Source organism: Bacillus sp. AY18-3 (assembly GCF_008042305.1).
GTDB lineage: Bacteria > Bacillota > Bacilli > Bacillales > Bacillaceae_G > Bacillus_A > Bacillus_A wiedmannii.
Genome location: NZ_QKQR01000004.1, coordinates 183,510 through 209,938, shown reverse-complemented (window position 1 = coordinate 209,938; position 26,429 = coordinate 183,510). Strand labels below are relative to the sequence as shown.

General features: G+C 33.1%; 21 protein-coding genes and 1 pseudogene. 8 read left to right on the top strand and 14 right to left on the bottom strand.

Annotated elements, in window-relative coordinates; translation table 11 throughout:
- Positions 1-101 precede the first annotated feature (101 nt).
- Positions 102-1,334 (bottom strand): MFS transporter, encoded by a 1,233-nt coding sequence (locus DM800_RS03660; RefSeq protein WP_147786427.1) that lies wholly within the window; start codon positions 1,332-1,334, stop codon positions 102-104.
- A gap of 85 nt (positions 1,335-1,419) precedes the next feature.
- Here DM800_RS03660 and DM800_RS03655 point away from each other — a divergent pair, with 85 nt between their 5' ends.
- From DM800_RS03655 to DM800_RS03645, 3 genes are all read left to right on the top strand, one after another.
- Positions 1,420-2,262, top strand: coding sequence for a LysR family transcriptional regulator (locus DM800_RS03655; RefSeq protein WP_088122765.1), 843 nt, complete (start codon positions 1,420-1,422; stop codon positions 2,260-2,262).
- Positions 2,263-2,264: 2 nt separating this feature from the next.
- Positions 2,265-2,774 carry a DUF3916 domain-containing protein gene (locus tag DM800_RS03650; RefSeq protein WP_147786426.1) on the top strand — a complete coding sequence of 170 codons (510 nt, stop codon included), beginning with the start codon at positions 2,265-2,267 and terminating at the stop codon, positions 2,772-2,774.
- A 93-nt stretch (positions 2,775-2,867) separates the two neighbouring features.
- The gene (locus DM800_RS03645) at positions 2,868-3,545 is read left to right on the top strand and encodes a YdcF family protein (RefSeq protein ID WP_088092345.1); all 678 of its coding nucleotides are present in this window, start codon (positions 2,868-2,870) and stop codon (positions 3,543-3,545) included.
- Between the two features lie 48 nt (positions 3,546-3,593).
- On the opposite strand, the gene DM800_RS03640 is transcribed toward DM800_RS03645, so the two are convergent.
- The gene (locus DM800_RS03640; protein ID WP_147786425.1) at positions 3,594-4,538 is read right to left on the bottom strand and encodes a glycerophosphodiester phosphodiesterase; all 945 of its coding nucleotides are present in this window, start codon (positions 4,536-4,538) and stop codon (positions 3,594-3,596) included.
- Positions 4,539-4,915: 377 nt separating this feature from the next.
- Positions 4,916-6,538, bottom strand: coding sequence for an FAD-dependent oxidoreductase (locus tag DM800_RS03635; protein WP_147786424.1), 1,623 nt, complete (start codon positions 6,536-6,538; stop codon positions 4,916-4,918).
- 476 nt (positions 6,539-7,014) lie between these two features.
- On the opposite strand from DM800_RS03635, the pseudogene DM800_RS03630 reads away from it, so the two are divergent.
- The 3 genes and pseudogenes from DM800_RS03630 to DM800_RS03615 all read left to right on the top strand — a co-directional run.
- Positions 7,015-7,356, top strand: a pseudogene (locus DM800_RS03630) (ArsR/SmtB family transcription factor); the annotation flags it as partial.
- Between the two features lie 174 nt (positions 7,357-7,530).
- The gene (locus tag DM800_RS03620) at positions 7,531-8,529 is read left to right on the top strand and encodes an NADP-dependent oxidoreductase (protein WP_147786422.1); all 999 of its coding nucleotides are present in this window, start codon (positions 7,531-7,533) and stop codon (positions 8,527-8,529) included.
- Positions 8,530-8,705: 176 nt separating this feature from the next.
- Positions 8,706-10,172, top strand: coding sequence for a protein adenylyltransferase SelO (locus DM800_RS03615; protein ID WP_147786421.1), 1,467 nt, complete (start codon positions 8,706-8,708; stop codon positions 10,170-10,172).
- Between the two features lie 159 nt (positions 10,173-10,331).
- On the opposite strand, the gene DM800_RS03610 is transcribed toward DM800_RS03615, so the two are convergent.
- From DM800_RS03610 to DM800_RS03585, 6 genes are all read right to left on the bottom strand, one after another.
- On the bottom strand, positions 10,332-10,532 hold the full coding sequence (locus DM800_RS03610) for a hypothetical protein (protein WP_001226066.1): 201 nt from the start codon (positions 10,530-10,532) through the stop codon (positions 10,332-10,334).
- Positions 10,532-11,626, bottom strand: coding sequence for a response regulator aspartate phosphatase (locus tag DM800_RS03605; RefSeq protein ID WP_147786420.1), 1,095 nt, complete (start codon positions 11,624-11,626; stop codon positions 10,532-10,534). Before DM800_RS03605 ends, DM800_RS03610 begins: the two co-directional genes overlap by 1 nt.
- A gap of 138 nt (positions 11,627-11,764) precedes the next feature.
- Positions 11,765-12,112 (bottom strand): DUF4260 domain-containing protein, encoded by a 348-nt coding sequence (locus tag DM800_RS03600; protein ID WP_097908576.1) that lies wholly within the window; start codon positions 12,110-12,112, stop codon positions 11,765-11,767.
- Positions 12,113-12,124: 12 nt separating this feature from the next.
- Entirely contained in the window at positions 12,125-13,093 is a 969-nt protein-coding gene (locus DM800_RS03595) for a bile acid:sodium symporter family protein (RefSeq protein ID WP_147786419.1), read from the bottom strand.
- Positions 13,094-13,097: 4 nt separating this feature from the next.
- Positions 13,098-14,489, bottom strand: coding sequence for an FAD-binding oxidoreductase (locus DM800_RS03590; protein ID WP_147786418.1), 1,392 nt, complete (start codon positions 14,487-14,489; stop codon positions 13,098-13,100).
- A 171-nt stretch (positions 14,490-14,660) separates the two neighbouring features.
- Positions 14,661-15,059, bottom strand: a complete 399-nt coding sequence (locus DM800_RS03585) for a DUF2871 family protein (RefSeq protein WP_088122780.1) — start codon at positions 15,057-15,059, stop codon at positions 14,661-14,663.
- Positions 15,060-15,314: 255 nt separating this feature from the next.
- Between DM800_RS03585 and DM800_RS03580 the strand changes: the two genes are divergently transcribed.
- The gene (locus DM800_RS03580; protein ID WP_087984039.1) at positions 15,315-15,818 is read left to right on the top strand and encodes a GNAT family N-acetyltransferase; all 504 of its coding nucleotides are present in this window, start codon (positions 15,315-15,317) and stop codon (positions 15,816-15,818) included.
- A 598-nt stretch (positions 15,819-16,416) separates the two neighbouring features.
- On the opposite strand, the gene DM800_RS03575 is transcribed toward DM800_RS03580, so the two are convergent.
- Complete coding sequence (locus DM800_RS03575) at positions 16,417-19,137, bottom strand: sensor domain-containing protein (RefSeq protein WP_147786417.1); 2,721 nt, start codon at positions 19,135-19,137, stop codon at positions 16,417-16,419.
- 1,006 nt (positions 19,138-20,143) lie between these two features.
- Between DM800_RS03575 and DM800_RS03570 the strand changes: the two genes are divergently transcribed.
- On the top strand, positions 20,144-21,622 hold the full coding sequence (locus DM800_RS03570) for an Lsa family ABC-F type ribosomal protection protein (protein ID WP_046954623.1): 1,479 nt from the start codon (positions 20,144-20,146) through the stop codon (positions 21,620-21,622).
- A gap of 142 nt (positions 21,623-21,764) precedes the next feature.
- Here DM800_RS03570 and hlyIIR read toward each other — a convergent pair whose 3' ends face one another.
- The 4 genes from hlyIIR to DM800_RS03550 form a co-directional block, all read right to left on the bottom strand.
- Positions 21,765-22,370, bottom strand: a complete 606-nt coding sequence (hlyIIR, locus tag DM800_RS03565; RefSeq protein ID WP_147786416.1) for a hemolysin II regulator HlyIIR — start codon at positions 22,368-22,370, stop codon at positions 21,765-21,767.
- Between the two features lie 399 nt (positions 22,371-22,769).
- Positions 22,770-24,008 carry a hemolysin II HlyII gene (gene hlyII, locus DM800_RS03560; protein ID WP_147786415.1) on the bottom strand — a complete coding sequence of 413 codons (1,239 nt, stop codon included), beginning with the start codon at positions 24,006-24,008 and terminating at the stop codon, positions 22,770-22,772.
- Between the two features lie 301 nt (positions 24,009-24,309).
- Entirely contained in the window at positions 24,310-25,545 is a 1,236-nt protein-coding gene (locus tag DM800_RS03555; protein ID WP_147786414.1) for an N-acetylmuramoyl-L-alanine amidase, read from the bottom strand.
- 441 nt (positions 25,546-25,986) lie between these two features.
- Positions 25,987-26,280, bottom strand: a complete 294-nt coding sequence (locus tag DM800_RS03550) for an ArsR/SmtB family transcription factor (RefSeq protein ID WP_046954619.1) — start codon at positions 26,278-26,280, stop codon at positions 25,987-25,989.
- Between the last annotated feature and the right edge of the window lie 149 nt (positions 26,281-26,429).

Here is a 26,429-nt window from a genome sequence, read left to right as displayed (position 1 = left end):
CTCATTTATTTTTTGATTATACAACATATAAAATAGAAATGTCGCACATTCGGCATTTCTTTAGAATTTCTTCATATAAAATTTACATTACTAACTTTCTTTTATTTTTTGCTTTTACTATATAAACTCACTGCCGAAATACTTAGTAATACCACTATACACAACCACGCACACGTATACCCTTTCTCATCGACAATATACCCAAATAAAACAGGTGCAACAATAATAGCAATTTGATTGAATGTCAGCGCCAAACTAACTGTTATTCCAACAGATTCTTCACTTGCCAATTCAGCAACTTCGACGATAAAAAGACTAAACCAACCAATTGAAAAGAAGCCTAACAATGCGCTGACACCATACAATACTCCACTCGTTACTGTATGTATGCTCATTACTAACAATAGAATCAAACCGATAGAAGCACAGACAGTTATAAATAAAGGTATGCGCCGATTCCCCTTATAAAACACATCACTAATAGCTGCTAATGCAACACGGCCAATCATTCCAGAAAAGAACATAACTGAAAATACTGTTCCGGCTACAATAGATGTAATGGATTGTTCCCTTACTAAAAATTTCATAAAGTGTCCAACTAACACCATTTGTAATGAAATCATGCAAATACCTGTTATATAAATTGGATACAACTCTTTTTTACATATCACTACTTTTAGCTGCATCCATAAAGAATTTTTAATATATTCTTTCCTTACATCCTCTTGGACATATGGCTCTTTATAAAACATAAAAAATAATAAACCTCCAATTATACAAATGCATGCCATACTATTTATCGCATAAGTCACATTATATTGTATTGTAAGAAACGGGATTAAAACTCCCGCTAACGCGCCACCAATCGGTATACCAGCTTGCCTTATTCCCATCGCTAATCCACGATTTTCTTTTGGAAACCATTTTAAAATCACTTTACTTCCTCCTGGCTGGGAAACACTATAAAACATTCCTACTAATAAAAGTACAAATAACAGTCCATTAAATCCATTTACTATATTAGTTAGTAAAAGCGAACCTCCTAGCAAAAATGAACTTATAGAAATTAACAACTTTTCATCATATTGATCAAGTAGCCGCCCAACAAAAAGCATACAAAATAATGGTCCAACATTTACAAAACTTACTAACAATCCACTCTCCATATTCGTAAGCGTATATTCTTCTTTCCAAAATAACGCCAAAACTCCAACACCATACGTTATAAGCGTCGCTGTTGTTTGAGCAATCGTCGCAACAATTAACATCATCCACTTATAAGTACTTTTCATCCTTTCTTCGATTAACATAATCATCCCTCCACCCCCTTCCATTGTATGAAAGTTCTGATATCATATAAAATAAATATTCATCATATAATCCATCAAAAAAATTGATACCTTTTCGGAGGGATGATACGTGGACATAAAAGATTTAACTGTATTTTACGAAGTTGCGAAGGAAAATAATATTTCTCACGCAGCTAAAAATTTGAACTATGTACAATCAGGCGTAACAATGCGTATGAAACAACTAGAAAATGAATTAGGTGTGCCTTTATTTTACCGTAACGGAAAAGGTGTAACTTTAACTTCTAACGGTGAGATTTTATTAACATACGCTAAACAAATTATCCACTTAATGGATCAATCTATAAAAGCGGTTCAAAGTAATGGAACTGAGCCAAAGGGCACGTTGAAAATCGGATGTACAGAATCTACAACTGCGGTAAGGCTTCCCTCTATATTAACGGCCTACTATGAGAAACACCCAAAAGTCGAATTGATTTTAGAAACAAATACGACCGAACAACTAATCAGGCTAGTGTTAGAAAGAAAACTAGACGGAGCGTTTATAGCTGGCTCTACTCAGCACGCTGAACTTCATACAAGTGTATTTCGTGAAGAAGAATTAGTTCTCATTAGTAAAAAACCTTTACCCTCTCTTACAGACATAGAAGATATGAATTTACTCGCTTTTAGTCAAGGTTGCTATTATAGAAGTTTATTAGAAGACTGGCTTCAAGAAGAAGGCATCTCGCCTAAACGAATATTAGAGTTCGGAACAATTGAAGCAATACTCGCCTGTGTAAAATCAAATATGGGCGTAGCAATTATGATGAAATCTATTTTAAATGGTCATGCACATAACTTATCATTCAACCCTTTACCAAATAGATTCAAAAAGGTTCCTACTACTTTTATTACTAGAAAAGATATATATCACTCAGCTGCATTACAAAAATTTATGGAGATGATTTAACAATGCGTGAAAAGAAAATACGTGGGATGAAGCGTAAAACAAACACGATGATAAAGCGAATTGAAGAACATACAAAAACGTTCCCTTCTGCTTTCTATAACGATGAATATTGTTATATGCCTTTACCAGTTTCCCATGCTTTTATCGATTCGTATAAAACACCTAGAAAAGTAAAACGATCGTGTATACAAACCTTATTAAATCAAGCAAACCATTTAATAAAAATAAAACCGAGCGATACACGTACATATCGAGTTGTTGTTTTGATTTCTATAGAAAGTTTGTGGGATTCGCAAATTATTATATTTAAAAATGAGGGGTACTTTCATAATTTCTTTAATAGAAATAGTGAATTTCAAAAATGGATTCCTCTTTCAAATGAATCTGATTTTTGGAAGACATGGGGAATTTCAATTTGTCCTACTGTCCAAACATTGCACTTTCAAGAAGTCATTTATAATGAGGATACAATCGATGAAAAAGAGATTTGGTTTGTTGGAGAATTATCTTAAAAGGGGAACTTTCAAATGAAAAGCTTCCCTTTTTTCACCTAACAAAAGCGCTATATAATGAATTTATCATTTTACTATATAGGAGGTTTTCAAATGGTAATCCCTAAATATCCTGATGTCCCTACTCTTACGAAAGAACAAATCGATCAAATTACAGAAATCACTTTTCTAAAAGAAATAAAACCACAAAAATGTGATGCCATTTTCGTTTTCGGCGGTTCTCATCCTGGCAATTGGCAAGCTCCTCTAGAAGGTTATCGACAAGGTTTAGGAAATAAAATTATCGTTACAGGCGGTACTAGTTTGCATGGCATGAAACATCCGAGCTGGAATTACGGGGATTTGTCTGAAGCAGAAGTAATTGTACATAAATTAATTGAACATGGCGTACCAAAAGACGCTATCCTATTCGAGACAAACTCCCTCCATTCTATCGCTAATATAATTGAAGCGAAAAAGATTTTTGATTTCACAAAAATTAATCGGCTACTATTTGTATGCAAAAGTTTAGGTGCTGGTCGGCAATATAGAGTATTAAAAAAACACCTACCTAATACTATTACTTGTATACCATATACATTTGATACAAGTTTCGATGGTGAGTTTATCATTAATAGATATAATTGGATGGAAAATGAAAAGAGTCGCTCTATGATTTTCGGAGAATACTTGAGAAATATTTGCTACGGTAGAAAAGGTGGCATTGAGCCACCTGAAAAAGAAGTTCAAGGTTTAGAAGAATATGTATCCTACTACTATAATCTAGCATAATAGAAAAAGGTATACCAAAACGTCGGTATACCTTTTATCCTATCTCACTTATTTTTCTTTTAGTACACTATGTAATCGATCAGGATAATTTGTAAACATTCCTGTAGCACCCCATTTAATTAACAATCTCATATCTGGTTTCTCATTTATTGTATAAGGGTGAATTAACAGTCCATTTTTCCTAGCCATTTTCATATATGACTCATCAATAATTAGTTCTCCGTCATCATTACGTAAGTTTGGACCAATACCAACTGCATACTTTTTGATTTCTTGAAAATCTTCATTTGTTACACTTTTCGGTTCATGTGTAATGCCAGACCATTCAACAATCTCATTGTTTTCATTTGGATAATACCAAAGCAGTTGAACTAACGGAATATTTTTATTCATACTATGAATCTTTGTTAAACTATCTTTACTAAATGATTGAATCATAACACGGCTAGAAGACATGTTTTGACCTACTAAATTATATTTTTTTAATAAAGCTAATAACTTCTCTTCCATTCCTGGATACACATCTGGTGATTTTGTTTCAATGTAATACTTCATGCTTCTTCCATACTTTTGGAAGATTTCTTCAAGAGTCGGAACTTTTTGACCAACATACTCTTGCTTAGCCTTTTCTGGATAAGCTTTATTGAACCAAGATCCTGCATCTAAGCTCTTTATTTCACTTAATGTTTTATCTCGTACTTCACCTGTACCATTTGTAGTGCGGTCAACTGCTGTATCATGCATTGCAATCAACTGGCCGTCCTTAGTTAACTGAATATCTAATTCCAAATAATCCGCTTTCATTTTTTTCACAAGATCATAAGAAGCAAAAGTATGCTCAGGTGCATGTCCACTTGCTCCACGATGTGCAATGTTTAAAAATTTATTCGTATTCCATTCATGCTTCCCTTCCGCTTTTGCATGAACAGCTCCCCCAGCAAAGATACTTCCCGTCATAAAGAAAATAACGAACGCGCTAATAATTTTTCTCATCCTTCTAACCCTTCCTACGTTGCAAATTTCAACAAGTTAATGAGATTTACACAAAATAGAAGATATACTTTCATTATTTTTATAAGCTTATATGAAAATTCCAATCTTACAAATACAATTCCCCTATGTTATTACTATACTATTTATTTTCTATATCCCTCCTATTCACATGGAACTTCCTATTGATTACAGTTCACCAATAAAAAAAAGCCATAAATTATTTAGAGGACACTATTGTATCCCTAAATAAATTTATGGCTTATCTCAAATATCTCCGGCCTCGATTAACTTGTCGAAATTAATCATACCAAACCTATTAAAATTTGTGAATATTATTTTTTCAGTAAAATGAAGCATATAAGACAATACTTCCGCAGTTACTTAAAATCACATAATAATTTATTCATTACCTCCTCCAGCATTACAGCTGGATTTACCACCGCTTTTTCCGAACGCCATCCAATAAATCCATCTGGTCTAATTAGTACAACTCCTTCATTCTCTATCCCATATAATTCACGAAAAACATTTTCTTGAGCAATAAAGTCTCCAGTTAAACCTACTCGATACACTTTTATATTTATTCCTAATTCAGATGAAACATCTTGTGCACACTCGGCCCAAGCGTGATTTTCTGCTCCAATAAGTAACACAAAATCATTTCCTAATAAATCAAGTATAGAAATTTCTTTTCCATCATACGTTCCACAAAAGTGTGGTGCTCGCGTTCCAGGTCTTCCGTTCAACTCTACGATATCCATTCTATGTGGAGTAGCTGAGTCATCTACTATCGCCTCTGAACAATAGTGATACCCAACAGTTACAGCTAATCCATCCATATTATTCAAACTGCCTTCCTCTCTACTTGCAGCACGGAACAATAAACTACTCACATACTCCGTCGTTAATTTTGCAACAGGATACCTCTCTTCATAATATGTTTCTAACAATTTTGGATTTGCCTTCCCTTTTATAACAGCCGCTAATTTCCAAGCTAGATTGTGCGCATCTTGTATCCCTGTATTTGAACCAAACCCTCCAGTTGGCGGCATAATATGTGCAGAATCGCCAACTAAAAAAATGCGATTATCTTGAAATTTTGTAGCAGTACTTTCAGTCGCTTCCCACGGTAAAACACTTACTATTTCTGGCTCAACATTTGTGCTTCCAATTGCTGTTTGAATAATTTGTTTACAACGTTCTATAGTGAAATCCTCTGGTCGCTCTCCTTTTAATGGATCGTAGGATACATGGTAAATCCATCTTCTTTCGTTATCAACTGGTATAAGCGCACCAAGTACTTCGGGATGAAGTACCATAGTAAAACCAAATGCATCTCCTTGTATAAACTCACTTAAATCCGCTTCAAAATAAATATTCATATAATAGCCACCGATTGTACCTCGTCCCTCAGTACTTATCCCTAGTTGCTCACGTATTTTACTTTTTGCCCCATCTGCTGCAATTACATAGTCACAATGAATAATACTTTCTTCTTCCGTTTCACGATTCCGAATCGTTGCGATTACTCCGTGCTCATTTTGTTCATAAGAAACCAATTCATGATAAAAAGATAATTCTCCATCTAATGACCTCGCTTCTTGTAACATCATCTCTTCTAAAATAATTTGATAACAAGCCGTTTGTTTTGATGGACTAATCTCTTCTATTTTTTGAAGTAACTTCTCATCATTTCCATACTGAGTCGCCCGCATTTTTGCCAATTCTTCCTTATTCGCCTCAGCTATCGTATGAACTGCTATTCTTCCTCGGCAATTTTCTAATGCTTTACCCGCCAATCTAATTCTTTGTTCTAAACCTAATTCTCGAAATAACTCCATCGTACGAAAAGTGATTCCACCTGCTTTTGGATGAATTGCAGTAGACGGGTGCCTTTCAACCAATAAATAATCAACGTTATGTTTTGCAAGGAATAGCGCAGATGCTAACCCTGATAATCCTCCTCCAATAATTAAAACTGGTACGTAATTCGATTTCATATATTTATCCTCCCATCATTGTTCTGAGCTCAGTGATATAAATATAATCAAAAAAACAACAAAGATATAGACTTATATCTCATTTTGAATTATCATATAGATAGATTACGCCCCAAATTACTTTTACTCTTTCATACATACATCTATAATCTGCTTGAATTATGCATGTATGAAAGAGTAAAATGAAACAACTCACTTTAGTAGACACCAACATAATAAAAACATGATAAGCGGCCGTAACCCTATAAGTTATTCAGGGTACGACCGCTTATTCTTTTAAAATCCTTATCCTTTCTCATCTGTAAACAACGTATTATTAAAGTCTTTTCTATCCCCTACCATTTTCAACTCATAAAATTTCATTCGTCTCGATTTTCTTTCCCAATATTGCAGCTCATTCAACAATCATGTAGCATTACCGTATTGATGTAATGGTTCATCATCTTAAACCTTTCGACTAATTTTTTGGAGGTAAAGTGATTGAAATGAATAAACAAGAACAATTAAATGTTATAAAAAAAGATTTTATTGATTCCCAAAAAGTATTATTGGCAATTGGCGATGAAACACGTCAAGCTATTTTGTTAGTTCTCATGGAAACGGAATGTCAAACTGGATTACGTGTAGGAGAAATTACGAAACAAACACACCTTTCTCGTCCAGCGGTATCACATCACCTAAGGATTTTACGAGAAGCCGGTATTATTTTAATGCGAAAAGAAGGTACAAAAAACTTTTATTATATTGATATACGTACAAAATTAGGCTTATTAAAAAATCTTGTATTAGATATTGAAAAGCTATTGCACAACTTTTATCCCGCTTTAATGGGCAGTAAGACCCCCGCCTCAAAATTCAGTGAAAGCAAAGAAGTTAGGTGGGGGATCAACTGCCCATAAAAGTCCGATTGGTTCAACTAATAATCAGTGGGGGATGAAGAACCCCCCCCACTGATTAAAGTTTCACTTTATTGAAATTTGGAGGTATAAGAAATGAAAGCAATGATAATTGATAAGTACGGGAAAGTTCCAATGCGTATGGCAGAGGTACCTACTCCTGAAATAAACGAGTATGAAGTGCTCGCAGAAATTCATGCAGCTAGTATTAACCCCATTGACTTTAAAATACGCGATGGAAAAGTAAAGATGTTACTTAAATATGAAATGCCCCTAATCCTTGGTAATGATTTTTCCGGTGTTATTGTAAAGGTTGGATCAAAAGTGACTCGTTTTAAAGTCGGCGATGAAATATATGCACGTCCAAGAAAAAATAAGATCGGTACTTTCGCGGAATATATAGCCATTCATGAAGATGATATAGCTTTAAAACCAAAAAATTTAAGTTTCGAGGAAGCGGCGTCGATTCCACTCGTTGGCTTAACATCCTATCAAGCACTACATGACATTATGCATTTACAAAAAGGACAAAAAATATTAATTCACGCTGGGTCTGGTGGTGTTGGTACTTTCGCAATTCAGTTAGCAAAAATAATGGGCGCTACCGTTACAACAACTGCTAGTGAAGCTGGTTCCGATTTAGTAAAGTCTCTTGGCGCAGATGAGATTATTAATTACAAAACAGAAAAATTTGAAGAAATACTAAAAGATTATGATGCAGTATTTGATACAATCGGCGGTACAACACTTGAAAAATCATTTGATATTATAAAAAGCGGCGGCAACATTGTTTCCGTTTCAGGAATGCCAAATGCTCGTTTCGGTAAAGAATTTGGTTCCGGATTTTTTAAAACGCTCTTATTTTCATTAGCAAGTAGAAAACTTACTGCACTTGAAAAGAAGCATAATGCGCAATATTCATTTTTATTTATGAAGCCAAGCGGAGATCAATTACGTACTATCGCAAAATATATTGAAGCTGGTGAAATCAAACCGGTAATCGATCGAGTTTTCCCTTTTGAAGATGCTCAAAAAGCAATGGAATATTCAGAGGCTGGAAGAGCAAAAGGAAAAATAATTGTAAAAATTAAGTAATCATAAAAACTCCATTAAAAAAATGGAGTTTTTATATTTACTGTTAAATAGACATAGTGCAGTGAAGTCCTTACAATAGATTGCAAGGGGAAATATCATATTATACTTTTAGCTAATTTTACAAAGAATACATACGTACAAATACATTATAAAAAAATAAACAAGGAGGAGATAAAATGACTAAAAATAATGAAGCTGGTTGGAATTTAGATCATAGTTATACAACTTTACCACAATCATTTTATACAGAAATCCCCCCTACTCCCGTAAGTTCACCGGAGCTAGTTAAACTAAATCATTCACTCGCAATATCTCTTGGCTTTAATCCTGAAGAATTGAAAAAAGAAGTTGAAATTGCTATTTTCGCTGGTAATGCACTCCCAGAAGGATCTCACCCCTTAGCACAAGCGTATGCCGGTCATCAATTCGGACATTTTAATATGTTAGGCGACGGTCGTGCGCTTTTAATAGGTGAACAAATTACTCCTTCAGGTAAACGTTTTGACATTCAACTGAAAGGTTCTGGCCCTACTCCGTATTCACGCCGTGGTGATGGTCGCGCTGCACTCGGTCCGATGCTACGTGAGTATATTATTAGTGAAGCAATGTATGCACTTGATATTCCAACTACTCGCAGTTTAGCAGTTGTCACAACAGGCGAGCCAACATATCGGGAAACAAAGTTACCTGGAGCAATTTTAACTAGAGTCGCTAGCAGTCATATACGTGTCGGCACATTTCAATATGCTGCTGCTCAAGGTTCCATCGATGACCTTAAATCGCTAGCTGACTATACGATAAAAAGGCATTATCCAGAAATTGAAGCACATGAAAATCGATATACTGCATTACTACAAGAAGTCATAAAAAAACAAGCGAGTCTCATCGCTAAATGGCAACTTGTTGGATTTATTCACGGCGTAATGAACACTGACAATATAACAATCAGTGGAGAAACAATTGATTACGGCCCTTGTGCATTTATGGACAATTATGACCAAGGAACTGTATTTAGCTCTATTGATACACAAGGTCGCTACGCATATGGGAATCAGCCGTATATGGCCGCATGGGACCTCGCGCGACTAGCTGAATCTTTAATACCGATCCTACATGAAGATGAAGAAGAAGCATTAAAAATTGCTCAAGACGAAATTTCAAAATTTGGCGTACAATATGAAAACCAGTGGTTCCTTGGAATGAAAAAAAAATTAGGACTATTTAGCAACGAGGAACAAGATCAATCACTTATTGAGCAACTTTTAAAAATGATGGAGAAACATAAAGCCGATTATACAAATACATTCCGTTCATTAACTCTTAATACGCTCGAAAATACAGCTCTATTTGAAAGTCCTGAATTTAACGAATGGTACAAACTATGGCAATCTCGATTAGAAAAACAAGAAGAATCGAAAGAAAACGCCTACGAAATGATGAAAAATAATAACCCATCAATCATCCCTAGGAACCACCGTATAGAAGAAGCACTAGAAGCAGCTGTTACAAATGACGACTATAGTGTAATGGAGAAACTTCTTGAAGCCTTATCAAACCCTTATGCGTATTCTACAGATCAAGAAGAATACTGCGTTCCGCCTGCACCGACGAATCGTCCTTATCGTACTTTTTGTGGGACTTGATTGCAATTTAAAGAATGTTTCTAGTTATATTAACTGTTAACAACAAACTTAAAAGGTGTTTTCAATATTGAAAACACCTTTTAAGTTAACTTATTTAATGTCCATTTTTAAAATCAACTAAAAATGCCGACTTCAAATCAAAAGTACTTCATTCTATATTTATCCACGTTCTACTACTAAAAAATCTGGTTTTGCAGGTGCAGGCGTATCTCCATGAGCAGCATATTGTTTAGTATCAAAATTTAATACCGAAAAATTTTCTTGTGTCGCTTGTTTTGGTTCAGCTAAAATGCCACCAATACTCAAAAATACAACACCAGCAGCCGTTAACCCCATAATAGTTAATCCAATTTTTCTCATTATTTCAACGCTCCTTTGTCAAATATTCTTTTTCTCGTTTCATAAGCCTTATAAAAATACTTTTCAGCCTGTTCTATATTGCCTTCTTTATGAAACTCTATCGCCAGCTTTTCAGCATATTCGCAGATATATTCGGTTAAATTTTCTCTTTCAAAGTAAGAAAAACTTTCGAGCATAATTTTTTCTACGTTTTCTGCTTTCAAACATTGACAAAATTCATTTAGAATTAAAAAATGATACTTATATTCATCATTTTTTAATTCTTTGCAAACTTCCAATCCAATTTCAATTAATTCTTTTGCCTTTTCTATTTCTCCTATTTTATAATATTCTCCTGCCTCTATAAAAATAGCTTTATAATGATTCGGCATTTTTTTAGAAACCTCTGATAAGTGTCTAATAGCCAAGACCGAAAGGTTTTGACTTGCATACAATAATCCTAAATTATGTCTTATTCTTAAAACTAGTGTTTCAGCATCATTTTTTTGCAAAGTATTTAACGCTGAAACAATATACTCCTCTGCTCTTTCATGCTGTTTTAATTTTGAAAAAGATAACCCCAAAACATTTTCACATAGTGCTACATTCATTTCATGCCCTGCATGTTTTGCAAAGATATCCCTTGCTTTCGAAGCATATTCAATAGCTGAATACGCTTGATACATTTGATATTTTAATGTAGAAACTCTGTAGTTAAACTCTGCTTGTTCAACTTCATCTGGAATATTCTTTAGTAAACTTTCCGCTTTATCAAAATAGTTACTCGCTTCACTATAATTTGAGAGAATTGTAGAATGTATAGATTTGAAAAAATAATAATAATATTCTAAAAATTCATCATTCGGTTTAGGCAGCGAATCTAGTTTATCAAAAGAATTTTTTGAAATGCCTATACCATCAATTAGCACTTTATATCGAAAATCTAAAAGATAATAGTGAAATAAAACATTTATATCTCCTTCGATAATATGTAGCTTTTTATCAATCTCTTCCTTTAATTTATTGGCTTCACTTACTCGTTGTGCTCTGATGTTTTGGTACCAATCATTCAGCATCTTAGTAATTAATTTATTGCCCGAGATTTGTATATTCATTGAAACCCCTCCTCATCTATTTAAGTATTCTAAAAGTAACACAATTCAATTATCTATATCCATATTTATATATATTTCTCAACAATTGTTTGAAATTCAATTCCTCAATTAATTATTTGTTCACATTACACCCCTCTTTTATAACCTTTGAATATGAGTATCTTTAAAATCCGTCTCATATTTCAATCCATATCCAAACATTCGATCCATCCCAATATGTGCTGTCCATATTAACCCAATCATTATAACGGTATCTATCTTAAAATAGACACCTATGATAGCTATTAATATAGATATAATATATGTGTGACATATATTATAAACTTTAGCACCAACACGATTATTTATACCATACGCTAACATGGATACATCCGGGGCTAAAAGGAATACCAAAAATATAATCCAACTAAATTCATATATTGAATACGCATAAATTGTGGCTACGAAAACAACCAGCCCTTCAAAATGTACAATACGTTTTTGCATTCTTTATCGTTCCTATTTTTCTATATTTACCGATAAATTTTCATCACTGAAAGTATTCTTTTCATTTTTTGACCAGATGGTTGCTAATATCGGCCCTGCAATATTATGCCATACTGCTGCTAATACACTTGGAAGTGCAGCTGCTGGTCCAAAATGTGCTGTTGCCAGCGCAACACCTAAGCCTGAATTTTGCATTCCTACTTCTATTGAAATAGCCCTTCTTGTTCCTTCGTCTAGTCCAAGTACGAACGCTGTTATATATCCGAGTAAAAAACCAAATGCATTATGAAGCATCACTGCAATAAAGATAAGCAGGCCTGAAGAAGTAATGCTACTTACATTCGCTGAAACAACTGCAGAAACAATAATGATAATTGCTACAACTGATATTAAAGGAATAACAGTCATTCCTTTCGTAACAGTTTTAGGGAAAAACTTCTTCACTACTAATCCTAAAATAATAGGTAGGATAATGACTTGTACGATAGAAAGAAACATAGACATAGCATTTACTGGCATCCATTGTCCCGCAAGTAATAATAAAATAAGAGGTGTAGCAATTGGTGCTAGTAACGTTGATAATGAAGTCATTGCAATAGACAACGCTAAGTTCCCTTTTGCTAAATAAACCATAACATTTGATGCAGTGCCACCCGGTACTGAACCGAGCAACACTAATCCAGCTGCTAATTCGGCTGGTAACTTCATAACGTAGGCTAGTACGTATGCGACAAGTGGCATAATAAGAAACTGAGCACATACACCGATAATAACTGGCAATGGTTTTGTAGCAATGATCTTAAAATCAATAGCCTTTAATGTTAATCCCATCCCAAACATTACAACCCCGAGTAAAATTGTTATGTAACTAGTTAACCCAAGAAATGGTCCAGGAATGAAATATGCAATAGCTGCCATACAAATAACCCAAAATGCAAAATATTTTCCAGCTATATTACTTATCGCTTCTAGTACTTTCACCCCATCATCCCCTATCCTTCAACTGAAAAACTTTATTCGGATTCAAAATATTTTGCGGGTCAAGAGCTTTCTTTATTTTTTCCATTACGAGTAATGCCGCCCCATGTTCTTCTTCTTGATACTTTCGTTTTCCGATTCCAACGCCATGTTCTCCCGTACACGTTCCACCTCGTTTAAGAGCATATAAAACGATACTTTCATTTATTTCGTCCGCCTTTTCCACTTCTTCTTTATCGTTTGGATCAACCATTAAGAGCACGTGGAAATTTCCGTCTCCTACATGACCAAGAATACCACCGACAAGACCTACTTTATCTAACGTCTCTTTCGCATGTTGGATTGCGCCAGCTAATTCTGAAATGGGTACACATACGTCTGTACTCATAAGCTTTTTGCCAGGATAGCTATGAACGTAAGAGTATGCTAGATTATGCCGCGCATCCCATAATTTATTTCTCGCCGCAGTTTCCGTTTCAAAAGCAACTTCTTTACATTTATGATCAAAAACAATTTCCTTCGTGAATTCAATATCTTGCTTTAGCCCTGCTTCATTACCGTGAAACTCTAAAAACAGTGTAGGTTCTTCTCTGTAACTTGTTTCATTATAATGATTTACTTGTTTCATAGACAATTCATCTACAAGTTCAATTCTTGCAATTGGAATACCCGCTTGTAGTATATTAATAACAGCTTCTACTGCATTATTTATAGTTGGAAACGATGCTCTCGCAGCCATAACATGTTCTGGTATGCCGTATACTTTTAATGTTAACTCTGTAAAGCATCCAAGCGTACCTTCTGATCCTACGAAAACACCATTTAAATGGTAACCTGATGATGACTTCGCTGCTAAATTTCCAGTATGTATTACTTCCCCATCAGCAAGAACGACTTCTAAATCACGAACTTGATCACGCATTACACCATACTTAACTGCTGTCGTTCCGCTCGCATTTGTGGCTGCCATTCCACCTAACGTTGCATCTGCACCTGGATCTACACTAAAAAACAAACCGTATTTCTTCAATTCTTTATTAAGCTGAGAACGAGTCACTCCTGGCTGTACTCTCACAAGAAAATCTTTCTCTCTTACTTCGAGTATTTTATTCATAAGCGAAAAGTCCACTGTAATTCCTTTTTCATATGGGATAACATGTCCTTCTAAACTAGAACCTACCCCAAAAGGAACGACAGGTTTTTTATGCTCACTCGCTACTTTCATTATTCTACTAACCTCTTCAGTCGTTTTCGGAAAAACAACTACATCAGGTAAACTACTAGTATGATAAGATTCATCTTTACTATGTAACTCTCTTACTGTCGTATTTACAACTACTCGATCTTCGGGAAGTACACCCTTTAATTCATTTACTAAACGCTCTACCGTTATTTCCATCGTACACTCTCCTACTTTATATAAATTTGAATTACAAAATATGTTAACTATTTTATACATAATAATCCGAAAAATTAAATAATTCAAGTTTTATACATATGAAATTCGTTTCCTACCGTCGAATAAACAAAAAGAACTTGCAATAAATATTGCAAGTTCTTTTCTATAAAACTATATTTTAAATGACTTCTTTATTAACAACATGAACCAAACTAAAGTAACTGCCATTAACGAATGGGAAAATCCTACAATATAAGTTAACCCTTTAAAGTCCGCTCCATTTAGCTGAAGAAGCCCTCTCGCTGCTAATGAACCTAACATTAAAGTTAATGCAATGTTATGTAAAATAAACCACTTATTAAAACTTTTCGCTTCATGAAACGCGAATACTTTTGCTAATCCTAAAGCAATTAAAAAGAAGAAAAAGCCAAGTACAAGTGTATGTGTATGCAATAAATTTAACAAAGTAGAACCTAAAATCCCCTTATACTTTCCATACTCCCTGGCGAAAATTCCTGATAATAAACCGATAATCAAATACGTAAACGATGCATTATATAATTTCTTCATTATGTACCTCCTTGAGTAGAATGTGTAGTGTGCCATATTTAGTAATAATGATAGTTATATAGTAAAAACTCCTAGTCACCTAGGAGTCATTGTATAAGCATCTCACTCTTTACAATCAATTTTAATTATAGGATATCCCTTTATACAAAACAAACGAACTTTATGTGAACAAGCAGGACTATTTTAAAATATGTTGCGATTTCGTATTACACACTCCATACTAATTATTATAAATGTTAAAGGTGGTGCAATAGCTTGATAGTTCTTGAAACTGAACGACTCGTTCTTCGCTGGTTTCATATAAAAGACGCTCCATTTATTCTTGAATTAGTAAACGATCCTGCCTGGATTCAGTTTATTGGTGATAAAAGGATTAAAAACTTAGAAGATGCAAAAAAATACATCTTAAACGGACCAGTTGATATGTATAATAAAATGGGATTTGGTCTTTACTTAGTTGAACGAAAAGAAGATTTCACTCCACTTGGTATGTGCGGACTTATTAAAAGAGATTCATTAGAAGATGTCGATATCGGTTTTGCCTTTTTAGAGAAATTCCGTTCGAAGGGGTATGGCTTTGAATCAGCTTCTGCTGTAATCGACTACGGTGTACAAAAGCTCGCGCTGAAACGAATTGTAGCAATTACTACTATTGATAACATCAATTCAGGAAATCTTTTAGAAAAAGTAGGATTTCAGTTCGAAGAGATAATTTCAGACTCTGGAGAAAACTTAAAGTTATTTGGGTATAACATATAATAAATTGTCAGAGTTCACTTTTAATCTAATCAAAAAATATTTCTTACATATACATTCCTAAAAGTTATTATGATTAAAATACTCATCTGTTTTTTCACATTATAACCACACTAATTTAAATCACAATTCTAATTTAAATTAGTGTATTTATTCTTACAAACACTCTATTTTGTTCTTAAAGTTGTCAAAACTCTTATGTAGCTACATGAAAAGTTTATGCTAATATATTAATAAGAAACTATGCGTTCCCTTAACCCTGTATCCGGCCCTGTATTTTTTACAGGGCCTTTTGTTTATTTAATTTACTTATCACGTGCTTATATACACATTAAAAGTTATTTCAAATGTAATAAACGATAAATAATAAAATGACTTTAGACAGTATGACCTGCACCTTTAATACGATCCCTTCAAATTTCTTGACGAGAAGACAAGTCATGAAAAAGGAATCACTTAAGAACAAGATAACAGCTTGAGTAATGATACATCTTAATGCAAAATATTTTGGAAACCTAACTGCTAGTTAACTAAAAAAGAAGTTCTACTTAATATAGGTAGAACTTCTTTTCCCTTTACTTCACAAGTACATAGTTCTCACTTATTCCCTGCTTAAAAACTTGAGAAACTCATCTTCATTTACAGGTTTACTGTAATAATAGCCTTGAATTAAATAGCATGCATTTTGTTGTAACACTGTTAATTGTTTCTTCGTTTCTACTCCTTCCGCAATCACTTTCATATTTAAAGTATGAGCTAGCGAAATAATAGTTTGTATAATTTCATCTCCATCATTCGAAGTTCCAATCCTATTCACAAATTCTCTTGGAATTTTCAAAGTATCAATTGGATATAAAGGTAGATATGCTAATGAAGAATATCCTGTACCAAAATCATCAATTGATAAATGTACACCATATGATTTTAATGCTTTTAACTTCAATAAAGTTTCTTTTTCATCTACCATGGCAATTCGCTCTGTTAATTCCAAATCAATCAAATTAGCTGGTACTCTTATTTCTTCTATGGTAGATATAATCGTTTGAACAAAATTTTTCTGTTCAAACTCTATAGCTGATAAATTTATCCCCATTTTTAGATTTGTATAACCTGCAGAATGCCATTCTTTCAGTTGTGAACACGCTTGCTGTAGCGTCCATTTCCCAATTGTAATAATCTGTGATGTTTCTTCCGCGATAGGTATAAACTCAAAAGGTGAAATTAGCCCCAGCTCTGGATGTTGCCAACGTATTAATGCCTCTGCACCAATAACCTTTCCTGCCTTACTATCAACTTGTGGTTGGTACAATAAAAACAACTCATTATTTTCAATTGCATTCGGTAAATCTTGCTCTAATTGTAATCGTCTTGTTATTTTTAGAGATAATGTCTCGTCGTATATACAAACAGCATTGCTACCTTCTTCCTTTGCGCTATACATAGCAATATCAGCATGTTGTAAAAGTGTTGTGGCATTTGTTCCTCCAAATGGATACAACGCTATTCCTATACTAAGGGATAAATAAAAGCTGTGTTGATTTATTACAAATGGTTCTTCAGTTATACGAAATAATATTTCGCACAAATCTAATAGCTGTTGCTCTGTTTTGTTATGGACAATGATTGCAAACTCATCTCCCCCTATTCTTGCTAAAGGAATAGCTGGTGACAGACATGTCCTAAAACGTTTGGCAACTTCTTTTAAAACACTGTCACCAATTGCATGCCCCAGTGTATCATTAATGGTCTTAAAGCGGTTTAAATCTATATACAGAAGTCCAAACTTATCCTGTGTTTTTTGTACACGCTCAATAGATCTGTCTAATTCTTGTTGGAAGAATATTCGATTTCCAATCCCCGTCACTGTATCATGAAATGCTAGATAGTTTATCTCATCCTGTTGTTGCTTCATCCTCGTTATGTCTTTTACCATTATATAACTCCCAAAAGTTTGTCCTTCTATCATGATAGGAACAATAGTAACGTACCAAAAATGTATATCCTTCTCATTATTATTTTTCACACGTAACTGTAACGCAGACGAACTACATCGTTTCCCCATCTTTAGAGCTGCTTCCAATTCAGGTTTATCTTCATCTAAAAAAATAGAAAAGCACTCTTTTCCTATTAATGCTGCACTGTCTTTTCCTAATAACATACTTCCAGACTGGTTTATATTTAATACGGTACCATTTGAATCAATTGTTAATATAGGATCTGGATGGTACTCATATAAAGACTTAAACCTCTCTTGATTTTTCACCAAATCATTAGATTTTTTTATTAAATCTGCTGTTCTTTTAGATACTTTTTGCTCTAATTGATTATTAAACACTTTTAATGTTTCGGTTAAATCTTTGTTTTGCATTCGTACAATTGTATGACGAATCAGTACAAATACAAAGGCAATACAATTTCCCGTAATCAGTGTAGAGGAAGAAGTTTGCTCTTTGAAAGTAAAACCAATTAAAATTGCAACTGAAAGATAAGGAAATATGACAAGAAGTTTCTTTCCAAATGTCGGATTAATAATAAAGTAATCTCTTCTAGAAGATGTACTCCTTGGAATAGTAGCAGCAATGGCAATAAATAATAGAAAAACTCTATACAAACACCTTAATACTATAAGTGAACGATGTGATAAATCATCTTGTAAATAGAAATATAAATAGTCCGTAATAGACAATCCAGTTAATACTAAGATAAAAATAAATAATTTACTTTTCGCATTAAAAATTGCTGGTCGAAAAATAAGGCTAACTCCTAGTAATAGAAGCAATAGATCTATAATTGGGAAAATAAATGAAAGAAAAACATCTCCAATTGATAAGAATAAGATATTTGCAGAAGGTTTATTAAATAGGTACCATTCTAAGGTAAAAATAGCAGTAACAACAATACATAAATCACAAATTAAATACGCTTTTTCCCACTTGTTACATTCCATAATGATTTTATAAAAGAACGCAAGGAGAAAGAAGAATAAGAAAAACAACAAAAATACATCAGAGATATTGAAATTTTCTATTGGTAATTCTACATTAAGTACTTGAAAAGCAGATATAAAATTCCCTATCAAGAAACACCCTATTGCAATAGTAATACAAACCCAAAAGACTCCTAGTTTAATTTTTCTTGATACCATAGAGTAAAGTAATGAGATAAATACAGTAGTTTCAACAACTAAGGATGATAGTCGTATATTAAAATCTGATACAAAATAATGATTCGGAAAAACAAATAAAAATATAAAACAAAAGCTTAAATAAGCTAGTAGAGCTAATATCAATACATAAAATTGCACATGTGAATGTTTACGCAACGGACTCACCTTCTTAATTTTTTCTAGATTTTTATTAAAAATGACCTGATGCTGCACTGCTCGTATTCATCAAAACGAACTTACTTATTATTCCATATTATGAACTTTTTATAGAATTTCTTTCTACATACCACAGCCTGATTTACTTTCTGCAGATATTTCTTCTTTTTTAACTAAGCATTCCAAAAAGAATACGATGGAAAATGTTATTTTTCGGTATTTACTCATCGTAAATTTGAATAATACAACTTAGCTGTTCTTTGAATATGAGATAGAATCTAAACTTCCATAGCAACATAGTTATTCGCTTATTGTCACACTTAGAAAGAAGGGTAATATACTATCATTAATTTAGAAATTCGAATTAAATGACCAAACTCATTGTAACTAGTATAGTTACAGTGAAGGGTGCTGTCAATTTCAAATACCTCCCCTTTTAATGGACAAAAGACGTGACATTTTGAACAAAAATAAGATGTTTATAAGAAAGATGTAATGTTATATCGACCTAACCAAAGAAATATAAATGATCTAGCATTAAGTGAAGATGATATTGCATCTCCCAAAAAAGAATGTTACTCTAAAAATAGAATGATGAAAGGAATGATGGATGAATAATGATTAACTAATTTATATTTTAAGTTGAATTTTATAACTTCAAACTACAAAATATAGGGTTAGTCTATCCATTTTTATAATTCATTTCATACTTTATTTGTCATGATTCAAATGATTAATAAGTACTTACTTAAGCGACAGACTAATCCTTCCGATTAAAAATCGGGGGATTTTTTTATTCCCTTTTATGTAAGTTAAAATTTATTAATCGCTAAATTTACCTAACAAATAAAGGAGCGAAAAAAATGGCTAATTCAGATACTATTGTTACACATGTAATGCTCTATATAAGTCGTTAATATCCATCAAACTTATATAGAGAAATTAAAAAATGGATGGATGTTCCGACTTTATATGAAACGTTTCGATATATAAAGGAGGAATTATTATGTCAATGATAAAAGTTCAAGACTTAACTTTTTCATACCCAGGTAGCTTTGATAATATTTTTGAAGATGTAAACTTTCAAATAGATACGGATTGGAAACTAGGATTTATCGGTAGAAACGGACGAGGTAAAACGACATTCTTTAATTTATTATTAGGAAATTACGAGTATAGTGGAAAAATCCTTGCTTCGGTAGAATTCAATTACTTCCCCTACACTGTTGCAGATAAGAACAAATTCACTCATGAAATCCTTGAAGAAATTTGTCCCCAAGCAGAAGATTGGGAATTTCTACGTGAAATATCCTATTTAAATGTTGATGCCGAGGTCATGTACAGACCGTTTAAAACTTTATCAAATGGAGAACAAACAAAGGTGTTGCTTGCTGCACTGTTTTTAAATGAGGGCCAATTCCTATTAATTGACGAACCAACAAACCACCTAGACACGGATGCACGAAAAATAGTCTCTGATTATCTAAGGAAGAAAAAAGGGTTTATTTTAATTTCACATGACAGAGTCTTTTTAGATGGATGCGTTGACCATATCTTATCTATAAATAGAGCAAATATTGAAGTTCAAAGCGGGAACTATTCTTCTTGGAAATTAAATTTCGATAGACAGCAAGAGCACGAAGAGGCTACAAATGATCGTCTACAAAAAGACATAGGAAGATTAAAACAGTCTTCCAAGCGTTCAGCAAGTTGGTCTCATGATGTAGAAGCTTCAAAAAATGGAACAAGGAATTCAGGTTCTAAGTTGGATAAGGGATTTGTAGGACATAAAGCAGCCAAGATGATGAAAAGGGCAAAAAACCTAGAATCAAGGCAACAAAAAGCTATTGAAGAAAAGTCAAAATTACTAAAAAATGTGGAGAAAACTGAGTCATTAAAATTAGAAGCATTAAAGTTCAAGTCAAATGAATTAGTTACTTTGGCTGACGTGTCTGTTACGTACGATGAACAAGTCGTGAATGAGCCAATTAACTTCGTAGTTGAACAAGGTGACCGAATTGTGCTTGATGGCAAAAATGGGAGCGGGAAAAGCAGTATCCTAAAACTAATTCTAGGGTATCCGATACAGCATACAGGTTCAGTTACTTTAGGTACAGGACTCACCATCTCCTATGTCCAACAAGATACTTCTCATTTGAAAGGATCGCTATCAAATTTTATTGAAGAGCACAAGATTGATGAGACATTATTTAAATCCATCCTACGAAAGATGGATTTTGACCGAATTCAATTTGAGAAAGATATATTTCATTATTCTGGTGGACAAAAGAAAAAACTGCTTATCGCTAAAAGTTTATGTGAAAAAGCCCATATGTATATATGGGATGAACCATTAAACTTTATAGATATTTATTCACGTATGCAAATTGAAGAGCTGATTCAACAATTTAATCCCACAATGATTATTGTTGAGCATGATAAGGCATTTCAACAAACCGTTGCAACGAAAACTATATCTATGTAACTCCACTCGAATCATTAATAAATCAAGCCATTAGTCTATAAAGTATTTGAATGAAGTGTCCAAAAAAGCCTAATTTCTCTACAATCCATTGAGAAATTAGGCTTTTTAACAGGAAAATTAGGATTCATAAACAATGAGTAATTTACATATTAGGCTTATCTGTTAAAGCAGAAATAATTCTGCTCACCAAATCTTCTGGCATCCATTCATAATTTGTATCATTCGATTCATTTGGTCCTAAAGAATCAATGAACTTTTTAAACTTTGGAAATAAAACAATAGAAGTGATCCAATGTATCGTATGATTTATAGAGAAGAAATGAAATACTCCTTGTTTCTCCCCCTCCTGCAATATTTCTTTTAACTGTTCAAAACTACCTACAAAATACGGTTTAATCTTTTCTAATCTTGCACTTTCCTTAATAATCTCCTCATATGCCAATGTGCCAATTTCAGGATTTTCTTTTATATGTGTAATAAAGACTGTTAAATATTCTCTTAGAGCATTAATAGGATTAAATTGATTCTTCTCAAGAAAATTAGGTAACTCATTAGCAAGACCATATTTCTTAAACACCTCATAATATAGGTTTTCTTTCCCATTAAAATAGTAAGAAGCCATAGCAACATTCACTTTCGCTTCTTTTGCAATTTCTTGTATGCTCGTACCTTCATAACCACGCTTTCCAAATTTTTTCTTAGCAGCCTTCAAAATATTTTCCATCGTCTGCTCTCGAGATTTCCCCATTTCACACACCTCAAATAATATATATTTCACTTCAAAAATCCACTAAGGACTTTGAATAGAGTATCTTTTTAATGAAGTTTAATTATATATTTAAAGTAATAACTTAACAACCGATGAAGACTTGCTTACTTTAAACTATTCGCCACACAACATACTCCTCAAAAAGAAACATCTCCTGAACATCGCCTACCCTATGTCATCATACAAAGAATTCATTTAAAAATGAAATAAAAATAAACACCCTACTTAAAACAATATCTCCCTGCGTGGCATGAATAGCTTTCAAATACCTCACGTTCTTTTCTAATTGCGTATAAGAATGAAAAAAATAATAAGGGCCAGAGTTTATCTATCTTTACAGATAAACTCTGGCCCTTTCATTTGCAATTCATTTACTGATTAGATTTGTTTAATCTCAATATAAGGTCCTTTGATGTTTAATTTGTTAATGTCATTCGAAATATTACCTACAGTTGTTTTTTCATTAAACGTATAGATCTTTTCACCATTCACAAAGATACCCCAATTTTTATCCTCGTAACTAATACCATAACCAGCATTGCTAGATGTCGCTTTGAGCTGATTTCCATTCATTGAAAAAGATAATTTCCCTTTGCCTTTGTTAAGTTGGTTATTCACATTGTTGATACTACTCATTTGTTCTTCAAGGGCTTTTTGGTTATCAAGAGTAACTTGATGGTTTTTCCAGTCTAACTTATAGTTGTTTGTAAAGAACTCATTATATGTATCTTTATTATTTGTTCCCCACCATTTCGAACTTACCCATTCGATATTGTACTGATCTGATATTCTACGATTTGTTATTTTTAAATCAGATGTAGATTCTGTTTTATCTGCAGTAATAACTGCTACTACATTAGGAGAAAAACCATATCCTGTTAAAGCTGGTACTGTATCTTTTGAAACAAAATTATTCGTTCCTTCATTATAACTACGTGATTTCATAAATAGTTGATTACCGTAGAAAGTATTAAATGAATCACGATTATAAATTCCCCACTCCGGGTAATTAAATGATTGGAATCCTACTTTCCAATTTAATTTTTTATCTGTGTGAGTCTCTAATACCGTTTTATAATCTACTTGATCATAAGATACACTTTCTTTCCAAGCAAAGCTACCTGTAATACTTGCATCAGCATTTGGGCCTTTATCATTTACCCCAACTTTAACACTTCCGCCAAGTGTATACCCTACTTCAGAAGTAACCTTTGCTGAAGTCATTGTATTAACTGGGGCAGCTTTATGGAATTGAGCGCTATCAACACTTGTTATTTCTGCTTCAGTATGATAAGCCGATGGCCATTTTAAACCTGCGTTATAGAATCCGCCATTAATTGTATATTTAGCATCTATATTACTACCATCTGTTGTAACAATTGCGATTTTTTTATCTGCATAAGGATCCTCAATAAAAGAAACCTTTATTGAATTTTTGATATTCTGCTTCATGTCATAAGTAGTTTTAAAACTATTATAGACTTTTCCACCATTTTGAAGATTTTCTACAGTTCCTTTAGAATCTGCAAATGCAGATGTTGCTTGTGCACCAAGTGATCCAGACATAATAACGGACGCTACCGCAACACTTTTAGCTATTCCTTTTGCTTTTTTCATACAGACATCCACTCCTTCTTAAACATTTAAAAGGTATAAACATATTACTTTTAGCTCTCAATACTAGAGATAGGTTCATAACTTTACAATGTAGAAATTTATTAATCTTTATGACAATAACTATCAACACTTGTTTTTCTAATTTCCATCTCTTTTTTTACTGATAACTATTATCAATATTATTAAAACACATAATAACGATTTAAACAACAATTTTAAATAAACATTTAAAATTGTTGTTTAAAAAATGCAAAAAAATTATAGAATTCTTTATTTCGAGAATTACTATATTTTCATTTACTTATTGCAACCTATATTCAGATACATTATTCCCTTTCCATTCATAATAATCTAAAATCCCCTCATAAATGGCTTCTGCTGCAACCTGCCTTCCGTTTTCTGTAGATAACTTACTGTAATCAATACCATTATCTATAAAAGCAAGTTCCGTTAACACAGCTGGCATTTCATTTTCTCTTATAACATGAAGATCTCCATGTTTAACGCCTCTATCACGTGTTTGAAGAGCGTCTACTAATCGGGTTTGAATTTTTTCAGCTAAAACACGACTTTCTTCCACATGAGGATTTGTTTTTTCAGATTTAGAAGATTTATAGTAGTATGTTTCTGTCCCTTTTGCATTACCATTATAAGCATTTGCATGAACACTTATAAAGATATCCCCCTGATTTTGTTTAGCAAATTTAACACGTTCCTGTAAAGAGCTTTTTTGATCATGTCCAGGTCTAGTATCAGATTCACGAGTTAGTAAAATTGTAAATGGTGTATGTTTTTCAAGCAATTGTTGTAGACGTAAAGAAGTGTCAAGTACAATCTTACTTTCAGGTAATCCCTTTGTGTCTTTTCCAGGATCTGCGCCACCATGTCCGGGATCAATAATTATTGTCTTATTTTCTAAAGGATTACTTTGCCTATATTGAAGCATATCTGTTTTTGCGGTTAGTTGTGCAGCTTCAGCGCGTGTTATGAACCTATTTGGTTGCCAACCATTATCTGTACCAACTGAAATTTTTAAATCAATTAAAGTATTTGCGAACTTTTCACCCCAATGTCCCTTTAAATCTTCAAATTTACTTTGTCCATTGCTAGTGTTTTTATTTTGTAGTTTATATGCATTCACTAGCATAGTAGCCATAGCAGCACGAGTAACTTTTCCAGAAGGATTAAATATTCCATTTCCTTCACCTTTAATTATTCCTGCCTTTTCAGCTGCGGCGATATAAGGGGTTCCCCAGTGGTTTTGTGAATCTTTAAAAGATGGTTTTGCATTTAAATCAATGTGTATACCAAGAGCCCTTGTCATAATGGTTGCTGCAGAAGCTCTATCTAGTGTATCACTTGAACCAAAAGTTCCATCTGGATAACCACTCAATACTTGTTTATCAACTAAATAATTAACGGATTTGTCAGCCCATGCAGGAACATCTGGAAATTTGTGAGTATCTGCAAAAATACTAGTAGAATAAGATAGTAAACTTCCAGCAAGAATTCCTGTAGCAATTAATTTGTTCTTCAAAATTTAGCACCTCTAAAAAATTATTACAAGTCGGTAAATTATGTAAAATATAGTTAATCTTTAAATAATATGAATTCGAATAAAGTATAGATTAAGTTGGCGTCATCACTATTATAAGATAAAGAATCTAGTATAGAATTATCATTCCGAAAAGAACCCTTCGGCATACACTTATAGATTGAGACTATTACATATATTCACCAACATTGTGTAACTAGTATAGTTACTTATATATATGAGTGTCAATTAAAACAATCTTACATTTTTGTAAGGTAACCAAATTAATAATATATCAAGTAATTATTAAACAATGTAAATAATTATCTTTTATTTTAAGAAAAAGCACACTCCTTCTAAATTATCATTGATGCCTCTTTCAATTCCTAATGTCCATCTTAAAAAGAGCACTTTTGAAAAGTGCTCTTTTTAAGAATTATGAAGCTACAAACCTAGAATTCCTACAATCCGGCGAGCCTTAACATTATCAATATAATAATGCATCTCTAATCCTCGTCTTTCTACACGGAGCACAGTTCCCCTTAATTTTGATAGATGCTGTGAAACAGTGGATTGTGGGAGTCCTAATATTTCTGTCAACTGTGTAACATTACACAGTTTATGGTGCATTAATTCATTTACAATTTTTAATCGAACGGGATGTGCCATTACCTTTAATACATCTACATCTTCCTCTCGGATTTTAGCTAGATCTCTATTAGATATTAATGTTGTCATTTCGCATTCCCCTTTATTATTAATTTCTATTTTCCAATTATCCTTATAAGTAGTACTTATAGATATTTACCATTTGTCCTGTTGAGAAAATGTATTCTCGTTCTTAAACAAAAAAAGACACCAATCCAATAAACAGCTTTTACTGTTCC

Coding starts and splice junctions, on each gene's coding strand:
- DM800_RS03660 (WP_147786427.1), bottom strand. CDS start 1,334: ATGGAAGGGGGTGGAGGGATGATTATGTTAATCGAAGAAAGGATGAAA.
- DM800_RS03650 (WP_147786426.1), top strand. CDS start 2,265: ATGCGTGAAAAGAAAATACGTGGGATGAAGCGTAAAACAAACACGATG.
- DM800_RS03645 (WP_088092345.1), top strand. CDS start 2,868: ATGGTAATCCCTAAATATCCTGATGTCCCTACTCTTACGAAAGAACAA.
- DM800_RS03640 (WP_147786425.1), bottom strand. CDS start 4,538: ATGAGAAAAATTATTAGCGCGTTCGTTATTTTCTTTATGACGGGAAGT.
- DM800_RS03635 (WP_147786424.1), bottom strand. CDS start 6,538: ATGAAATCGAATTACGTACCAGTTTTAATTATTGGAGGAGGATTATCA.
- DM800_RS03620 (WP_147786422.1), top strand. CDS start 7,531: ATGAAAGCAATGATAATTGATAAGTACGGGAAAGTTCCAATGCGTATG.
- DM800_RS03615 (WP_147786421.1), top strand. CDS start 8,706: ATGACTAAAAATAATGAAGCTGGTTGGAATTTAGATCATAGTTATACA.
- DM800_RS03610 (WP_001226066.1), bottom strand. CDS start 10,532: ATGAGAAAAATTGGATTAACTATTATGGGGTTAACGGCTGCTGGTGTT.
- DM800_RS03605 (WP_147786420.1), bottom strand. CDS start 11,626: ATGAATATACAAATCTCGGGCAATAAATTAATTACTAAGATGCTGAAT.
- DM800_RS03600 (WP_097908576.1), bottom strand. CDS start 12,112: ATGCAAAAACGTATTGTACATTTTGAAGGGCTGGTTGTTTTCGTAGCC.
- DM800_RS03590 (WP_147786418.1), bottom strand. CDS start 14,489: ATGGAAATAACGGTAGAGCGTTTAGTAAATGAATTAAAGGGTGTACTT.
- DM800_RS03585 (WP_088122780.1), bottom strand. CDS start 15,059: ATGAAGAAATTATATAATGCATCGTTTACGTATTTGATTATCGGTTTA.
- DM800_RS03570 (WP_046954623.1), top strand. CDS start 20,144: ATGTCAATGATAAAAGTTCAAGACTTAACTTTTTCATACCCAGGTAGC.
- hlyIIR (WP_147786416.1), bottom strand. CDS start 22,370: ATGGGGAAATCTCGAGAGCAGACGATGGAAAATATTTTGAAGGCTGCT.
- hlyII (WP_147786415.1), bottom strand. CDS start 24,008: ATGAAAAAAGCAAAAGGAATAGCTAAAAGTGTTGCGGTAGCGTCCGTT.
- DM800_RS03550 (WP_046954619.1), bottom strand. CDS start 26,280: ATGACAACATTAATATCTAATAGAGATCTAGCTAAAATCCGAGAGGAA.